At 72.2% G+C, this 15843-nt stretch carries 15 protein-coding genes and 1 riboswitch; of the genes, 9 read left to right on the plus strand and 6 right to left on the minus strand.

Features of this window, described 5'->3' with window-relative positions; genetic code table 11:
• Positions 1-34: 34 nt before the first annotated feature.
• The 3 genes from QT196_RS10930 (at position 35) to QT196_RS10940 (ending at position 3259) form a co-directional block, all read left to right on the plus strand.
• A complete protein-coding gene (locus QT196_RS10930; protein ID WP_085927303.1) occupies positions 35-652 on the plus strand; it encodes a TetR/AcrR family transcriptional regulator in 618 nt (205 codons plus the stop codon).
• Between the two features lie 375 nt (positions 653-1027).
• On the plus strand, positions 1028-1648 hold the full coding sequence (locus QT196_RS10935; RefSeq protein WP_168478688.1) for a DUF4126 domain-containing protein: 621 nt from the start codon (positions 1028-1030) through the stop codon (positions 1646-1648).
• Positions 1649-1741: 93 nt separating this feature from the next.
• On the plus strand, positions 1742-3259 hold the full coding sequence (locus tag QT196_RS10940; protein ID WP_168478689.1) for an NAD(P)/FAD-dependent oxidoreductase: 1518 nt from the start codon (positions 1742-1744) through the stop codon (positions 3257-3259).
• Positions 3260-3828: 569 nt separating this feature from the next.
• On the opposite strand, the gene QT196_RS10945 is transcribed toward QT196_RS10940, so the two are convergent.
• The 5 genes from QT196_RS10945 to QT196_RS10965 form a co-directional block, all read right to left on the minus strand.
• The gene (locus QT196_RS10945; RefSeq protein WP_290354822.1) at positions 3829-5019 is read right to left on the minus strand and encodes a hypothetical protein; all 1191 of its coding nucleotides are present in this window, start codon (positions 5017-5019) and stop codon (positions 3829-3831) included.
• A gap of 36 nt (positions 5020-5055) precedes the next feature.
• On the minus strand, positions 5056-5973 hold the full coding sequence (gene metF, locus QT196_RS10950) for a methylenetetrahydrofolate reductase [NAD(P)H] (protein WP_168478691.1): 918 nt from the start codon (positions 5971-5973) through the stop codon (positions 5056-5058).
• 172 nt (positions 5974-6145) lie between these two features.
• Positions 6146-6796 (minus strand): thiamine phosphate synthase, encoded by a 651-nt coding sequence (gene thiE / locus QT196_RS10955; protein WP_290354823.1) that lies wholly within the window; start codon positions 6794-6796, stop codon positions 6146-6148.
• Between the two features lie 112 nt (positions 6797-6908).
• Entirely contained in the window at positions 6909-7274 is a 366-nt protein-coding gene (locus tag QT196_RS10960) for an Rv2175c family DNA-binding protein (protein WP_168478693.1), read from the minus strand.
• 112 nt (positions 7275-7386) lie between these two features.
• The gene (locus QT196_RS10965; RefSeq protein WP_168478694.1) at positions 7387-8628 is read right to left on the minus strand and encodes an FAD-dependent oxidoreductase; all 1242 of its coding nucleotides are present in this window, start codon (positions 8626-8628) and stop codon (positions 7387-7389) included.
• 152 nt (positions 8629-8780) lie between these two features.
• A riboswitch (TPP riboswitch) is annotated at positions 8781-8893 on the plus strand.
• Between QT196_RS10965 and thiO the strand changes: the two genes are divergently transcribed.
• The 6 genes from thiO to QT196_RS10995 all read left to right on the plus strand — a co-directional run bounded on the left by thiO (position 8891) and on the right by QT196_RS10995 (position 15170).
• Complete coding sequence (gene thiO / locus QT196_RS10970) at positions 8891-10114, plus strand: glycine oxidase ThiO (protein ID WP_290354824.1); 1224 nt, start codon at positions 8891-8893, stop codon at positions 10112-10114. Its footprint overlaps the riboswitch before it by 3 nt.
• A gap of 76 nt (positions 10115-10190) precedes the next feature.
• The gene (thiS, locus tag QT196_RS10975) at positions 10191-10406 is read left to right on the plus strand and encodes a sulfur carrier protein ThiS (RefSeq protein ID WP_042161997.1); all 216 of its coding nucleotides are present in this window, start codon (positions 10191-10193) and stop codon (positions 10404-10406) included.
• 9 nt (positions 10407-10415) lie between these two features.
• Positions 10416-11210, plus strand: a complete 795-nt coding sequence (locus tag QT196_RS10980) for a thiazole synthase (protein WP_168478695.1) — start codon at positions 10416-10418, stop codon at positions 11208-11210.
• A gap of 461 nt (positions 11211-11671) precedes the next feature.
• Positions 11672-13648, plus strand: coding sequence for a Stk1 family PASTA domain-containing Ser/Thr kinase (gene pknB, locus QT196_RS10985; protein WP_168478696.1), 1977 nt, complete (start codon positions 11672-11674; stop codon positions 13646-13648).
• Between the two features lie 66 nt (positions 13649-13714).
• Positions 13715-14614, plus strand: coding sequence for a deoxyribonuclease IV (locus tag QT196_RS10990; protein WP_168478697.1), 900 nt, complete (start codon positions 13715-13717; stop codon positions 14612-14614).
• 40 nt (positions 14615-14654) lie between these two features.
• Complete coding sequence (locus QT196_RS10995) at positions 14655-15170, plus strand: DUF4396 domain-containing protein (protein ID WP_168478698.1); 516 nt, start codon at positions 14655-14657, stop codon at positions 15168-15170.
• A 42-nt stretch (positions 15171-15212) separates the two neighbouring features.
• Here QT196_RS10995 and QT196_RS11000 read toward each other — a convergent pair whose 3' ends face one another.
• Complete coding sequence (locus tag QT196_RS11000; RefSeq protein ID WP_085927274.1) at positions 15213-15836, minus strand: sulfite oxidase-like oxidoreductase; 624 nt, start codon at positions 15834-15836, stop codon at positions 15213-15215.
• Positions 15837-15843: the final 7 nt, after the last annotated feature.

Genomic DNA, 15843 nt, shown 5'->3' on the forward strand with positions numbered 1-15843 from the left:
CACGCACCCGTCCGGGGGCGGCACAATCGCCCCCATGGACAGCTCCAATTCACGCCGCGACGCCACCCGGCGCAAGCTCTTCGAAGCCGCGGTCACGCTCATCGCCGAACAGGGTTTCTCCTCCACCACGGTGGACGAGATCGCCGAGCGGGCGGGTGTCGCGAAGGGCACCGTCTACTACAACTTCGCGAGCAAGAACGTGCTCTTCGAAGAGCTGCTGCGGCACGGCATCGAGATGCTGGCGACGTCCCTTCAGGCGGCCGCCGAGGAGGTGACCGACGGGGGCGGCACCCGGATCGACGCGCTGGACGCGATGATCCGGGCCGGGCTGGACTTCATCTCCCGTTACCCGGCGCTCACCCAGCTCTACGTCGCCGAGCTGTGGCGCACCAACCGGGCCTGGCAGTCGACGCTGATGGTGGTGCGGGAGCGGGCCATCACGGTGGTGGAGGACGTGCTGCGGGAGGCGGTCGCCCGAGAGGAGCTGAGCGAGGAGATCGATATCCCGCTGACCGCCTCGGCGTTGTTCGGGATGGTGCTGGTGGCCGCCCTGGACTGGCAGTCGTACCAGCCGGACCGGTCGCTCGACGATGTGCACGCGGCGCTGTCGCGGCTGCTCCAGGGGAGGATCAGCGGCCGGCCCTCGCAGTGACGGGAGGCCATCTCCCGGAAGCGGAAAAGAGGGTGCGCGCCGTAGTGGTCAGCTACGGCGCGCACCCCTTCTTCCCGTCCCCCGGAGCCGCACAAAAGGGTGCGCTGCCCTGGCACGGATCGTTCCCCCTTCGATCCGACCAGGACAGCGCTTCCCCCGTTTTCCCCCGTGCGTCCCCCGTGTTCCCCCGTCACGTCCGGGAGCCGCGCCGCTCCGCCGCCCCGTGTCGGCGGTGCGGCGCCGCTTCCCTTCCGTGATCCCTACTCTTCCGTCCGGGCGGCCTCCGGCCCATCCGCGTACCTACTCATCTCGGCGTCTGAGTACGGATACTCAAAACTGAGCACCGGCCCCCAGTCGGGGCCTACGATCTGCGGCGTGTCCGTACTTCCCTTGGTGTTCACCAGTGGCTGGGCGAGCGGGATCAACGCCTATGCCGTCGTCCTGCTCCTCGGCCTGCTCGGTGCGACCGGCGTCTCCGATGAGGTGCCCGCGGCGCTGGAGCGCCCGGATGTGCTGATCGTGGCCGGGCTGCTCTTCGTGGCCGAGGCCGTCGCCGACAAGATCCCGTACGTGGACTCGGTCTGGGACACCGTGCACACGGTGATCCGGCCGGTCGCCGGCGGGGTGGTGGCGGCGCTGCTGGCCGGCCACAACGGTTCGCTGCCCGAGCTGGCGGCGGGCGCGGTGGGCGGCTCCACGGCGCTGCTGAGCCATCTGGTCAAGGCGGGCACCCGGATCGCGGTCAACACCTCCCCGGAGCCGGCCAGCAACATCGTGCTGAGCCTGGCCGAGGATCTGGGGGTCGCGGGGCTCATCGCCTTCGCCCTGTTCCATCCGGTGGCCGCGGCGGTCATCGCGGGGACGCTGCTGGCCGCGGGGATCGCGGTGGTGATCTTCCTGTGGTCGCGGATCCGCCGATACCTCCAGCGGCGGCGGGAGCGGCGCGCGGAGAAGCGGGCGGCCGTGGCGGCCGGCGCGGCACCTCCGGTGACCTGACGGCGGGCTTCCGGCGGTGGCGGGCGGCCGCTGCCGGGAGGGTTTTCCACAGCCGTGCGGGCGTTGTCAGCGGCTCCGGATAAAGTCGCAGGCATGGCACGGATTGCGGTGATCGGCGCCGGGATGGGCGCGATGGCAGCCGCTGCCCGGCTGGCCGTCGCGGGCCACCGGGTGGCGGTGTTCGAGCGCGGCGCGACGCACGGCGGCGCGCTGCGGCAGCTGGCACGGGACGGCTTCGCCTTCGACACAGGACCCGGACTGCTGCATCTGCCGGCCGTCTACCGCGATCTGTTCCTCAAGACCGGCCGGGAGCCGTTGGAGAGCTGCGTCGAGCTGACCCAGGTCGACCCCGCCGCCCGCCATGTCTTCGCCGACGGCACGGCCGTCTCGCTGCCGAACGCCTCACGGGCCGGCGTGCTGGCGGCCCTCGACGAGGCGCTGGGCGCCGGCGCCGGGGAGCGCTGGAGCGAGCTGGTGGGCCGCGCCCGCGAGGCCTGGGACGCCACCCGCCGGCCGCTCCTGGAGGAGCCGCTGTGGCAGGACTGGCGGGTGCTGGGGCGCGATCCCTATCCGGCGGTGCGCAAACGCGGCCTGTTCGGCCGGGGCAAGGGCCCCACGACCGCCACCCTCGCCGAGGTGGCCCGCCGCGAACTGGCCGATCCCCGGCTGATCGCACTGCTGGAGAGCCACGCCCTGGCGTACGGCTTCGACCCGCGCAGCGCCCCGGCCAGCGCCGCCGTGCTGCCGTATATGGAGCAGACCTTCGGGAGTTGGTATCCGCGCGGCGGGATGCGGGCACTGGCCGACGCGCTGTACGAGCGCTGCGTGGCGCGCAAGGTCGAGTTCAGCTTCGGCACGGCGGTGACCGGGATCGTGGAGAAGGACGGCCGGGCCACGGGCGTGGAACTGGCCGACGGCCGGGTGTCCGAGGCGGAGTTCGTGGTCGCGGGCGTCGATCCGGTGCGGCTCGTGGAGCTCTGCCAGGGGCGGGAGCCGTGGGGTGCGGACGACGTCCGCCCCGACCTGGGACCGGGTGACCGCGCCACCGGCCGGCTCACGGTCTGCCTCGCACTGCGCGGGGCACGCCCCGGGGACGCCGCTCATCGCACGGTGGTCCACGCCGCGGACCGCGCGGCCGAGCTGGCGGGCGTGTTCGGCGACGGCTCCGGCCTGCGGACCCCCTGCGACCGGCCCACGGTGACGGTGCTGCGCCCCGACGACCCGGCCACCCGGCCGGACGACGCCCACGAGGCCGTGACCCTGACCGCGACCGTGGCTCCGCACGGCCCGGTCGACTGGACCGACGGAACGGCCGTGGCGGCCGACGCCGAGCGGATGACCGAGATCGCCGAAGCCGCGGTTCCCGGGCTGCGGGAGCGGGTGCTGTGGCGCGAGGTGCTGCCCCCGACGGACGACACGCTGGTCCCGGGCCCCGCACTGGCCGGCCGGCAGGGCCGCTTCCTGCGCCCCGCCAACCGCACCCGGATACCGGGTCTCTACGCCGTCGGCGGCTGGTCACACCCGGGCGGCGGCCCGGCCCACGCCGGCATGTCCGGCGCAATCGTCGCGGGCCTCATCGTCAACGGCGACTCCTGGCACGGCTCTACGTAGGCTTCCCACGTTTTCGGCTTTCCCGCCGTGGTTGTTGCTCGCCGTTTGTGGCCCGCTACGCGGTGCCCCCGCCGTGACGCCTGCGGCGGGCCGGGTCCGCTGCGCGGGGCTGTGGGTGCGGTGACGGACCTCCGGGGCCGGTGTGTGGGACTGCTTCGCTTTACGTCCCACACACCGGCCCCTCCGGCCCGTCCCCTCCCGTTGAGGGAAGTGTGACGGTGGGTGGGGGCTGGCCACCGTGAGCCGTGTCGGTGCGACCGAGCTGTTCACTGCGATCTACGAGGCGCACCGGACCACCTACGGGTCCACCCACCAAGGTTTCCCCACCCTCCAACGGGAGGGGACGGGCCGGAGCGGGTGGGGGTTTCCGGACGTAAAGCGAAGCAGTCCGGAAACCCCCACCCGCGCAGGCCCGTCACCGCACCCCGACAGCCCCGCGCAGCGGACCCGCCCGCCGCAGGCGCAACGGCGAGCGGCAAAGCGCAGCGAACCGGCGCAACGGCGGGGGCACCGCGAAGCGGGCCACAAACGGCGAGGTCCCACACAACGAGCAAGCCGAAAACGTGGGGCTAATAACGATACGGCTGCCCGTCGTACCCCGGCTGCTGGTAGGGCGGGTAGGGCTGCTCGGGCGGGAGTTCGGTGTCGCGTTGTTGGGGGACCCAGACGCCGCCGGGCGGGGTCTCGCCGTAGCCCTGGCCGGGGTAGGGGCCGAGCGGCTGTCCCTGGCTGTCGTATTGCTGTGCACCGTAGGGCGGTTGGGCGTAGGGGTCCGGCTGCGCGTACGGGTCGTAGGACGCGGCGTACTGCTGGGTGCCGAGGTACGGGTCGGCGTAGGGTGCCTGCCCGGCCTGGGCCGGATTGTCGCCGTAGGCCGCGTAGGGGTCGCCATACGGGTCCTGGGCGGCGGGGCCCTGGCCGTAACTCCCGTCATACGCATAGCCGTTGCCGTTGGCGGCGCCGTTGTACGCGTCGTAGCCGTAGTCGTTCTGCGGGCTGCGGGCGTCGGGGCTGTAGATGCCGTATTGGCCGGTCTCGTCGGGCATCGGCTGCGGGGCGTAGACAGCGCCGCCGTTGGCCCGGGTGTAGTCGTCCTGGGCCGCGAACGCCTGGGTGGCGTAGACGTCTTGGTCCTGCTGCGGCTGGTAGGGGTCCTGGCTCCGGTAGCCGTCGTCGGCGGGGTAGTTGTAGGAGCCCGGTCCGCCGTAGGAGCCCTGCCCGGCGAAGGTGTCCTGCGCCGGGAACGTGTCCTGCGCGGGGAAAGCGCCCTGGCCGACGATGGTTTCCTGCGCGGCGAAGGCGTCCTGGCTCTGGAAGCCGCCCGTGCTGTCGAAGACGTCCCGGCTCTGGAAGCCGCCGGTGCTCTCGAAGGTGTCAGGGCCGCTGTCGGGAGCCGGGGCGGTGCCTCCGGTGGGCGGGACCGCCTCCAGGCCGGAGACCTCCAGGGTCGGTTCGGCGGCCGGCGGCCCGCTCGGGCGGGCCCGCCGGCGACGGCTCTCGCCGGGCTTGCCGCCCAGCGCCCAGCCGGTGGTGAAACCGCGGCGGAAGGAGAGCGTGACCTGCGTCTGCCCGAAGGCGAAGGCGATCAGGCCCAGCCCGATCACGATCACCGAGGGGATGATCACGCCGATGACCACGGCGAGGAAGCCGGTGAAGGCGAGCAACCGCCAGCGCAGCCGCGCCTTGTACTGGAGCAGCACCTCACCGAGCAGCCACAGGGCGACCAGACCGAACGCGATGTAGAGGATCGTCCAGCCCATATACGCCCCTCTTCCGCCGCTCGCCGGCCACCGTGATCAGGACTGCTGGTGCAGCCCCAGATTCTCGTAGATCTCCAGGGTCGCCGTGGAGTGGTTCAGGGTAATGAAGTGCAACCCGGGAACATCCTCGGCCATCAAGCGTGCGCACAGTTCCGTTGCGTACTCGATCCCAATGGAGCGTACCGCCGCGGGGTCGTCCTTGACGGCCAGGATGCGCTCGGCCAGCTCGGGCGGGAACGCCGCATTGCTGAGCTGAGCGAACCGTTCGATCTGGCGCACGTTCGTCACCGGCATGATCTCCGGAATGATCGGCGTGGAGCAACCCGCGGCCGTGACCCGGTCCCGGAGCCGGAAGTAGTCCTCCGGGTAGAAGAACATCTGGGTGATGGCGAAGTCCGCACCGGCCCGGCACTTGGCGACGAAGTGTGCCACATCGGTGTCCCAGTCCGTCGAGCGCGGATGCATCTCGGGGAAGGCGGCGACGCCGACGCAGAAGTCGCCGGACTCCTTGATCAGCCGGACCAGGTCGGCGGCGTAGTCGACGCCGTCGGGGTGCCGGACCCAATCGCCCATCGGGTCGCCGGGCGGGTCGCCGCGAAGCGCGAGCATGTTGCGGATTCCGGCGTCGGCGTACTGGCCGATGATGTTGCGCAGATCCGCCGTGGAGTGGTTGACCGCGGTCAGGTGGGCGACCGGGGTCAGGGTGGTGTCGGTGGCGATGCGCTCGGTGGCACGCACCGTGCCGTCACGGGAGGTGCCGCCGGCGCCGTACGTCACGGAGACAAAGGTCGGGGAGACGGCCTCGATCCGACGAATGGCGTTCCACAGGGTCCGCTCACCCTTCTCGGTCTTCGGGGCGGCGAACTCGAACGAATAGGACTGCTTGCCGGAAGCGAGCAGCTCGCGCACCGTGTGCGCACGATCAGTCCTGGTGGAAGCTGTACCTAGGGCCATACCGGCAGGTTAACCAGCGGCGGGGCCCACACCAACCGTCTTCGGCGTAATGCCTGGTTGGTCGGGTTCATGTCCACTGGTTGGACATTTTCCGGTCGCCGGGACGACAGAAAACCGCCTCTGGATCGTCGACCGCCGCCGACGCGAAGCGATCCCGGCCACCCGGGCAGTACTAGGCGTCCCAGGTGCGGATGCGCTTGGCCAGGGCGGCGGCCGCCGCTCCCGGGTCGTCCGCCTCGGTGATCGCGCGGACCACGACGACCCGGCGGGCACCGGCGGTCAGCACCTCGTCGAGATTCCCGGCGTCGATCCCGCCGATCGCGAACCAGGGGCGCTCGGGGGCGCGGGCGGCGGTGTAGCGGACCAGGTCGAGGCCGGGGGCGTGGCGGCCCGGCTTGGTGGGCGTGGGCCAGCACGGGCCCGTGCAGAAGTAGTCCACGCCGGGCTCGGTGAGCGCGGCGTCCACCTCGGCCTCGGCATGGGTGGAGCGGCCTATGAGGACGTCCGGGCCGAGGACGGCGCGGGCGGCCGGGACCGGCAGATCGCCCTGGCCGAGGTGCAGCACCTCGCTGCCGGCCACATGGGCGACATCCGCCCGGTCGTTGACCGCCAGCAGCTTGCCGTGCCGCCGGCAGGCGTCCGCGAAGACCTCCAGGTGCCGGAGCTCCTCACCGGCCTCCATGCCCTTGTCGCGCAGCTGGATGATGTCCACGCCGGAGGCGAGCACGGCGTCCAGGAACTGCGGCAGATCGCCCTGCCGCTTGCGCGCGTCGGTGCAGAGGTAGAGCCGGGCGTCGGCCATGGCCTGTCGTGCGGTGCTCATCGGGCGGCTTCCCCCAGGTCGGGGGCGTACGGCCGGGCCTTCCGGCACGTACGCCCCTCGGGTGCGGTTACGGATGCGGGTGCGGCGGCTGGACGGGAGCGCGCCGGGCGGGTCAGACGGCGAGCGCCTGGGCCCGGCGCTTCACCTCCGTGCCGCGATTCTCGCGCAGCGCCTGGGCAGGCGTGCCGGGCAGGGTCTCATCCGGGGTGAACAGCCACTCCAGCATCTCCTCGTCGGTGAAGCCGTCGTCCTTGAGGAGGGTGAGGGTGCCGACGAGGCCCTTGACCACCTTGTCGTCCTGGATGAAATCGGCGGGCACATGCAGCGCCCGGTTCTCGCCGCGGCGCACCGCGATCAGCTGGCCCTCCTTGACCAGCTGCCGCACGCGCGTCACCTCGACGCCGAACTGTTCGGCGATGTCGGGGAGGGTGAGCCAGGCGGGGACGAGTCCATCGATGTTTGCGTCAATCTCGGTCACAGGACAAGCCTGCCACCTCGCACTGACAGCCGGTAGCCGGGCATCGCCATCAGGGGCTTCGTGCACACCGGAGGGTGACGGCGGCCGCCCGGCAACCGGCGGCCACCGTGCGTCACACGGCGGCGGCCTTCAGCGGTAGGGACGCGTTCGCGGCCCGCTCGCGGTCCAGTACGACGCCCCGCTCGATCAGCTTGCGCCCCTGGGCGAGGTCCCGCGGCCGCCCCACGGCCAGCAGCGCGACGAGCCGTCCCTCCCGCAGCCAGATCACCGACCAGGCGGCCCCGGCCGGGTCACCGCGCCAGACCAGCTCGTCGGCGTTGCCGTGGTGGCCCGCGTACTGCACGAAGCGACCGAACTGCTCCGACCAGAAGTACGGGACGGGGTCGTAGACCAGCCCTTCGGCGTCGCCGCGGGCGATGTTCTCGGCGACCGTACGGGGGCCCTGGAGGGCGTTGTCCCAGTGGTGGATCAGCAGGCGGGTGCCGTAACGGGCCGACGGGAAGGAGGCGCAGTCGCCGACCGCGTAGACATCGGGCACGGAGGTGCGCAGCCGGTCGTCGGCGAGGACGGAGCCGTCCTCCGGCGAGACCTCGACGCCCGAGCCGGCCAGCCAGCCGGTCGCGGGCCGGGCGCCGATCCCGATGACCACCGCGTCGGCGGGCAGGGTCACGCCGTCCGCGAGGGTGACCGCGCCCGCGGTGACCGACGCGACCCGGGCGCCGGTGCGCAGCTCGGCGCCGGCGTCCGTGTACCAGCCGGTCATGTGGGTGGCCACCTCGGCGGGCAGCGCACCGGCCAGCGGGCGGTCGGCGGCCTCGACGACGGTGACCGCGCAGCCCGCTTCCCGGGCCGCGGTCGCGAACTCGGCGCCGATCCAGCCGGCCCCGACGACCACGATCTCGTGCTGGGCGGCGAGCACCGGGCGCAGCCGCTCGGCGTCGTCGAGGGTGCGCAGCAGGTGGACGCCGGGCATGCCTTCACTGCCGGGCAGCACGATCGGTTCGGCACCGGTGGCGAGGACCGCGTAGTCGTAGGGGATGGGGCCGTCGGCGGTCTCGACGAGGTGGGCGTCCGGTAGGAGGGCAGTGACCGGGTGGCCCAGACGGAGCTCGATGTCGAGTCCGGCGAAGTCGATGTCGAAGGTGGAGCCCTCGGCCTTGCCCAGCAGGACCGCCTTGGACAGCGGCGGGCGGTCGTAGGGCTGGTGGGGCTCGTCGCCGAGGAGCGTGATCGCACCGCGCCAGCCCTGTTCGCGCAGGGCGACCGCGGTCTGCACACCCGCGATTCCCGCGCCGATGATCACGACGCGCGGCGTGCGGTCAGGGGCCTGGGAGGACTTGCTCTGCTCGCTCACCCGATCACTCTAGGACGGTCCGTGACGCCGCTCGCAGCAGCACGCAAGGAGATCTCTGACACACCGTCACCGTCGGCCACCCCGGAATACGGGCCCTGGGGGCCGGGGCCGTGCCTTACGGGGTCTCGCGGCCCCGTATTAGGCTGACGGATACACGCACTCGCGGGAGCCCGGACGCACCGGGCTGAGAGGGAGGCTGGCCGGCCTCCGACCGTACGAACCTGATCCGGGTCATGCCGGCGAAGGGAGGGGCTGAAAGATCATGCATCCACCTGCCACACCGACGGGACCGGCCGCGCCGCGTCCCGATGTGCTCGTTCTCGGCGGCGGCATCATCGGCCTGGTCACCGCCTGGCGGGCGGCCGGCCGCGGACTGACCGTCGCGCTGGCCGATCCCGCGCCCGGCGGCGGCGCGGCCCGGGTCGCGGCCGGGATGCTGGCCGCGGTCACCGAGCTCCACTACGGCGAGCAGACCCTGCTGGGCCTCAATCTCGCCTCGGCGCAGCGCTATCCGCGGTTCACCGAGGAGCTGGAGGAGGCCGCCGGGCAGCGGATCGGCTACCGGCGGTGCGGCACCCTGGCCGTCGCGCTGGACGCCGACGACCGTGCCCATCTGCGCGAGCTGCACACGCTCCAGACGCGCTCGGGACTGGACTCGCAGTGGCTCACGGGGCGCGAGTGCCGCCGCCTGGAGCCGATGCTGGCCTCCGGGGTGCGCGGCGGGCTGCGGGTGGACGGCGATCATCAGGTCGATCCGCGGCGGCTGGTGAGCGCCCTGCTGGCCGCGTGTGAGCGCGCCGGAGTGGCGTTCCACCGGAGCGCGGCGGTCCGGCTGACGGTCGGCGGCGGGCGCGCCACGGGCGCCGAACTCGCCGACGGCACCCGGCTGTCGGCGGGTCAGGTCGTGCTGGCGGCGGGCAGCCACAGCGGCGGTCTCGCCGGTGTCCCCGACGAGGTGCTGCCGCCGGTACGGCCGGTCAAGGGCCAGGTGCTGCGGCTGCGGCTGCCGGAGATGCCCGCGGGCAGTCCCGCCTTCCTGTCGCGCACCGTACGGGCCGTCGTCCGCGGCGGTCCCCTCTACCTGGTGCCGCGGGAGAACGGCGAACTGGTCATCGGCGCCACCAGCGAGGAGCTGGGCTGGGACACCACCGTGACCGCGGGCGGGGTCTACGAGCTGCTGCGGGACGCCCATGAGCTGGTCCCCGGCATCACCGAGCTGCCGCTGGTCGAGACCTGCGCCGGGCTGCGCCCCGCCTCCCCCGACAACGCGCCGCTCCTGGGGCCGACCGCACTGCCCGGCCTCCACCTGGCCACCGGCCACTACCGCAACGGGGTGCTGCTGACGCCGGTCACCGGTGACGCCATGGCCGAACTCCTGACCACCGGGAACCTCCCCGAGGAGGCCCGCCCCTTCTCCCCCGCGCGCTTCTCCCCCGCCACCCCGGGACCGGCGCGCACCCGCGCCCCCGAGGAGCAGCCCGTATGAGCGAGCGCATCGAGCGAACCGTAGACAGGTGCGCGGGCGGCGACGGCCGGCCCGCCGAACGAAGCGAGGCCGGCGCATGAGCGCGTCCACCGTGTCCGTGTCCGTCAACGGCGAGGCCCGTGAGATCCCCGGCGGACTCACCCTCGACCGGCTCGTCGCGACGCTGTCCCAGGCACCCGCCGGGGTGGCCGCGGCGGTCAACGAAACCGTGGTGCCGCGCACCCAGTGGCCCACCACCCCGCTCGGCGACGGCGACCGCGTCGAGGTACTCACCGCGGTCCAGGGAGGCTGATCCGCAGACATGACCGACGATCCGTTCACCCTCGCCGGCACCACCTTCGCGTCCCGCCTGATCATGGGGACCGGCGGTGCGCCCAGTCTCGACGTCATGGAACGGGCGCTGCTCGCCTCCGGTACGGAGCTGACGACGGTCGCCATGCGGCGGCTGGATCCGACCGTGCAGGGCTCGGTGCTGTCCGTACTGGAGCGCCACAAGATCCGGGTCCTGCCGAACACCGCGGGCTGCTTCACCGCCGGCGAGGCGGTGCTCACCGCCCGGCTCGCCCGCGAGGCACTCGGCACGGACTGGGTCAAGCTGGAGGTCGTCGCCGACGAGCGGACCCTGCTGCCCGACCCGATCGAACTCCTCGACGCCGCCGAGACCCTGGTGGACGACGGCTTCACTGTGCTGCCCTATACGAACGACGACCCCGTGCTGGCCCGCAAACTGGAAGACGTGGGCTGCGCCGCGATCATGCCGCTCGGCTCACCGATCGGCTCCGGCCTCGGCATCCGCAACCCGCACAACTTCCAGCTGATCACCGAGCGGGCCACCGTCCCCGTCATCCTCGACGCCGGCGCCGGCACCGCCTCGGACGTCTCACTGGCCATGGAACTGGGCTGCGCGGCCGTCATGCTCGCCTCCGCGGTCACCCGCGCCCAGGAACCGGAATGGATGGCCACAGCGATGCGCCACGCGGTGACAGCGGGCCGCCTGGCCCACCGAGCGGGCCGCATCCCCCGGCGCCATTTCGCGGTGGCGTCTTCCCCGACGGATGGGGTGGCCGCGTTCGACCCTGAGCGTCCCGCTTTTTAGCCCACGTTTTCGGCTGTCCCGCCGTGGCGGTTCTCGCCGTTTCGCCTGCGGCGGGCGGGGTCCGCTGCGCGGGGCTGTGGGTGCGGTGACGGACCTCCGGGGTCGGTGTGTGGGGGCGGGCGTGGGTGGCTGATTTACCCCGATGCACAAGGCGCACCGGACCACCGAGGATCACCACCACAAGGTTTTTTCCACCCCTCAACGGGAGGGGACGGGCCGGAGCGGGTGGGGGTTTCCGGACGTAAAGCGAAGCAGTCCGGAAACCCCCACCCGCGCAGGCCCGTCACCGCACCCCGACAGCCCCGCGCAGCGGACCCCGCCCGCCGCCAGGCGCAACGGCGAGCGGCAAAGCGCAGCGAACCGGCGCAACGGCGGGGGCACCGCGAAGCGGGCCACAAACGGCGAGCAACCACCACGGTGGGAAAGCAACAACGTAGGAATAGGCCATACACTCGTTTGCCGTGGATACGACCCTTCAGGACCCCCTAGTGGGTCAGCTGCTCGACGGCCGCTACCGCGTCCAGGCGCGCATCGCCGCAGGCGGTATGGCTACGGTCTACCAAGCCATGGACACCCGGCTGGACCGTCTGCTCGCGCTGAAGGTGATGCACCCGACGCTTGCGACGGACGGAGCGTTCGTCGAGCGCTTCATCCGTGAGGCGAAGTCCGTGGCGCGGCTGTCGCATCCGAATGTGGTGGGCGTCTTCGATCAGGGCACGGACGGGACATACGTCTATCTGGCGATGGAGTACGTCCCGGGCTGCACACTGCGCGACGTACTGCGCGAGCGGGGCGCTCTCCAGCCGCGGGCCGCGCTGGACGTGCTGGAGCCGATTCTGGCCGCTCTGGGGGCCGCGCACCGGGCCGGGCTGGTGCACCGCGACATGAAGCCGGAGAACGTCCTGATCGGCGATGACGGCCGGGTGAAGGTCGCCGACTTCGGCCTGGTGCGGGCGGTGGACACGCACACCACCGCTTCGACGGGCTCGGTCCTGGGGACCGTCTCGTATCTCGCTCCGGAGCAGATGGAGCACGGCACCGCGGACGCCCGGGTCGATGTGTACGCCTGTGGTGTGGTGCTCTACGAGATGCTGACCGGCGGCAAGCCGCACAACGGCGGCTCGGTGGCGCAGGTCCTCTACCAGCATCTGCACGAGGACGTGCTGCCGCCGTCGGGGCTGGTGCCCGGTCTCGCGCCGCAGCTGGACGAGCTGGTCGCGATGGCCTGTGCCCGTGATCCGCAGCAGCGCCCGCAGGACGCGGTGGCGCTGCTGTACCGGGCGCAGGAGGCCCGTGCGCAGCTGACGGACGCCCAGCTGGATGTCGTGCCGCCGCAGGCCAAAGAAGTGCCCGCGGGCGGCCTCGGCGACGGCTCGGAGCGTACGGATGTGATACCCCGCACCGCGGGCGTGCAGCCGCCGCTGCCGGGGACGGACGAGGCGGAGCTGAACCGCACCAGCCGGCTGGAGGTGCCGCCGTCGGAGCAGACGACCCGGCTGCGTCCGGTCCGGGCACCCGAGGCGCCCGAGGCGCCCCGTGGCGGGCTGCTCCAGCGGCACAAGCTGGCCACGATCATCGCGGCGGTGCTGCTGCTCCTCGGAGCGGGCACCGGCGTCTGGTACATCAACTTCGGCCAGTTCACCACCGTCCCTGCGGTGCTGGACATGCCGCAGGCCAAGGCCGAGCGGACGCTGCGGGACGAGGGGCTGGGCGTGAAGGTGGTGCGCGGCTTCAGCTCGACGGTGGACCGCGGCCGGGTGATGAAGCTGGACCCCGCCAACGGCAAGCAGATCCGGGGGACGGGCACGGTCACGATCACCGTCTCCCGGGGCCCGAACATCGTCGCCGTCCCGGACCTGTCCGGCACCCCGGTCGCGGACGCCAAGCGCAAGCTGCGCGACCTCGGGCTGAAGCCGGGCACCGAGCGGAACGAGTTCAGCGACGAGGTGGCCAGGGGCTCGGTGATCCGTACGGACCCGGTCGCGGGCAGCAAGCGGCATCCCGATACGGCGGTGGGGCTGACCATCAGCCGGGGCGCCGAGATCGAGGTGCCCGGTGTGCTCGGCAGCAAGCGGGCGGACGCCGCCGAGACGCTGCGGGCGGCGGGCCTGCGGGTGCGCTTCGCCGCCGAGCCGGTCTTCTCCACGCAGGACAAGGGCACCGTCGCCCGGCAGACACCGGCCGAGGGCCGCACGGTGGGCAAGGGCGAAACGGTCACCCTGACGCTGTCCAGGGGCCCGGAGATGGTCCCCGTCCCGGATGTCACCGGCAAGAGCGAAGAGGACGCCAAGACACAGCTGTCGGATCTCGGCTTCCAGGTCGAGGTGGACAAGCCGTTCCTGTTCCCGCAGGACGAGGTCGAGTCGCAGTCCGTGGAGGCGGGCAAGAAGGCGCCGAAGGGCGGCACGATCACGATCAAGCTCAAGGGTGCGCTGTAGCGTCCTGCCGCGCCGTGGCGGCCGTCCGGCGGACGGCGGCCACGGCGCACCTGGCACCCTGGGAGGGTGAGTACCTCCCCCTCCCCGAAGAGCGCCGAGCAGCGCGCCCGTGCCCGTAATCCGGTCGGCGGTCATGTGCCGGTGGCCGGCGGTCTGGCGAAGACCGGTATCCCGTACGCCCAGGAGATGGGCGACGAGGTCGTGCAGGTCTTCGTGGCCAATCCGCGCGGCTGGGCGACGGTCCCCGGCAACCCCGATCAGGACGAGGCGTTCCGGGCGGCCTGTGCGCAGCAGGGGATTCCGGCGTACGTCCATGCGCCGTATCTGATCAACTTCGGTTCGCACACCGAGGCGACCGTCGAGAAGTCCGTGGCGTCGCTGCGGCACTCCCTGCGCCGCGGCCGGGAGATCGGTGCGCTCGGGGTGGTCGTGCACACCGGCTCGGCGACCGGCGGACGGGCCCGTGCGGTGGCGCTGGCGCAGGTCAGGGAGCAGATGCGGCCGTTGCTCGACGAGCTGACACATCCGGACGACCCCTGGCTGCTGCTGGAGCCGACGGCGGGGCAGGGTGCGTCGCTGTGTGCGCGGGCCGAGGACCTCGGTCCGTATTTCGACGCGCTGGACCGGCACCCCAAGCTGGGCATCTGCCTCGACACCTGCCATGCGTTCGCCGCGGGGCACGACATGGCGGCGCCCGGCGGGATGAAGGCGCTGCTGGACGAGCTGGTGGAGGTCACCGGCGAGGGCCGGCTGAAGCTGATCCACGCCAATGACTCCAAGGATGTGGCCGGCGCCCACAAGGACAGGCACGAGAACATCGGCGCCGGTCACATCGGCGCGGAGCCGTTCGGCGAACTGTTCGTCCATCCGGCGACGGCCGGGGTGCCGCTGGTCGTCGAGACGCCGGGCGGCAAGGAGGGCCATGCGGCGGACGTGGCCCGGCTCAAGGAGCTGCGCGCGCCCTGAGCCCGCCGGCCGGGACCGCTACCTCGCGTTGGGGGTTTCCATGGAGCAGGCACCGCACGAGCACGGCACCGCGGCACCGGACACCGGCGCCGCGGCCGTCCCGCACGCCGCCGCCGGCCCGGCGGGCTGGGCGCCGGCGGCCAGGGCGACCCTGCACTGTCTGACCGGCTGTGCCATCGGCGAGATCCTCGGCATGGTGATCGGCACGGCGCTGGCCTGGCACAACGTCCCGACGACGATTCTGGCGATCGTGCTGGCCTTCGTCTTCGGCTATGCGCTCACCGTGCGCGGCGTCCTGGCGGCGGGCGTCGGCCTCCGGGCGGCGCTCCGGGTCGCGCTGGCCGCCGACACGCTCTCCATCGCGGTCATGGAGCTGATCGACAACGGCTTGATCGTGCTCTGGCCGAGCGCCATGGACGCCCAGCTCTCGGACGGGCTGTTCTGGGGCACGCTGGCCGCGTCCCTGGTGCTCGCCTTCGTGGTGACCACACCGGTCAACAAGTGGATGATCGGCCGGGGGAAGGGGCATGCGGTGGTGCACCGGTACCACCACTGATCACGGAGCCGCCGGGCACGGAAAACCGGCCGGTGGCACGGCTCAGAGTTCGGGGCCGTCGCCGGGCTCTTCCTGGTACGAGTAGCGCTGCTCGCGCCACGGGTCGCCCAGGTTGTGATAGCCGCGTTCCTCCCAGAAACCGCGGCGGTCGGCCCGCATGTATTCGATACCGCGGACCCACTTGGGCCCTTTCCAGGCGTACAGATGCGGCACGATCAGACGGACCGGGAATCCGTGCTCCGCGGTGAGGAGTTCACCGGAGCGATGGGTGGCGAAGAGGCAGTTCTCCGCGGCGAAATCCTCGATCCGCAAATTCGAACTGAAGCCGTACTCGGCCCACACCATGACATGGGTGGCGTCGGGTGCCGGCGGCGCCAGCTCCAGGATCGTCCGGGTGCGTACCCCACCCCATTCGGCTCCCAGCATGCTGAATTTCGTCACGCAGTGCATATCCGCGACGACCGTGCTGTACGGCAGCGCCGTGAATTCCTCGTGCGACCAGCAGTGTTTCGCCCCGTCGGCGGTGGCGCCGAATGCGCGGAACTCCCAGCGTTCGGCGCGGAACTTCGGCACCGGCCCGTAATGCGTCACCGGCCAGCCCCGCTGGAGCCGCTGCCCCGGAGGCAGCTCGACAGGCTCCTCTTCGCGGCTTTCCGGCTGACCCATGCCTCCA

Source organism: Streptomyces sp. P9-2B-2 (assembly GCF_030406865.1).
GTDB lineage: Bacteria > Actinomycetota > Actinomycetes > Streptomycetales > Streptomycetaceae > Streptomyces > Streptomyces platensis.

Coding starts and splice junctions, on each gene's coding strand:
- QT196_RS10930 (WP_085927303.1), top strand. CDS start 35: ATGGACAGCTCCAATTCACGCCGCGACGCCACCCGGCGCAAGCTCTTC.
- QT196_RS10940 (WP_168478689.1), top strand. CDS start 1,742: ATGGCACGGATTGCGGTGATCGGCGCCGGGATGGGCGCGATGGCAGCC.
- QT196_RS10945 (WP_290354822.1), bottom strand. CDS start 5,019: ATGGGCTGGACGATCCTCTACATCGCGTTCGGTCTGGTCGCCCTGTGG.
- metF (WP_168478691.1), bottom strand. CDS start 5,973: ATGGCCCTAGGTACAGCTTCCACCAGGACTGATCGTGCGCACACGGTG.
- thiE (WP_290354823.1), bottom strand. CDS start 6,796: ATGAGCACCGCACGACAGGCCATGGCCGACGCCCGGCTCTACCTCTGC.
- thiO (WP_290354824.1), top strand. CDS start 8,891: ATGCATCCACCTGCCACACCGACGGGACCGGCCGCGCCGCGTCCCGAT.
- thiS (WP_042161997.1), top strand. CDS start 10,191: ATGAGCGCGTCCACCGTGTCCGTGTCCGTCAACGGCGAGGCCCGTGAG.
- QT196_RS10980 (WP_168478695.1), top strand. CDS start 10,416: ATGACCGACGATCCGTTCACCCTCGCCGGCACCACCTTCGCGTCCCGC.
- QT196_RS10995 (WP_168478698.1), top strand. CDS start 14,655: ATGGAGCAGGCACCGCACGAGCACGGCACCGCGGCACCGGACACCGGC.
- QT196_RS11000 (WP_085927274.1), bottom strand. CDS start 15,836: ATGGGTCAGCCGGAAAGCCGCGAAGAGGAGCCTGTCGAGCTGCCTCCG.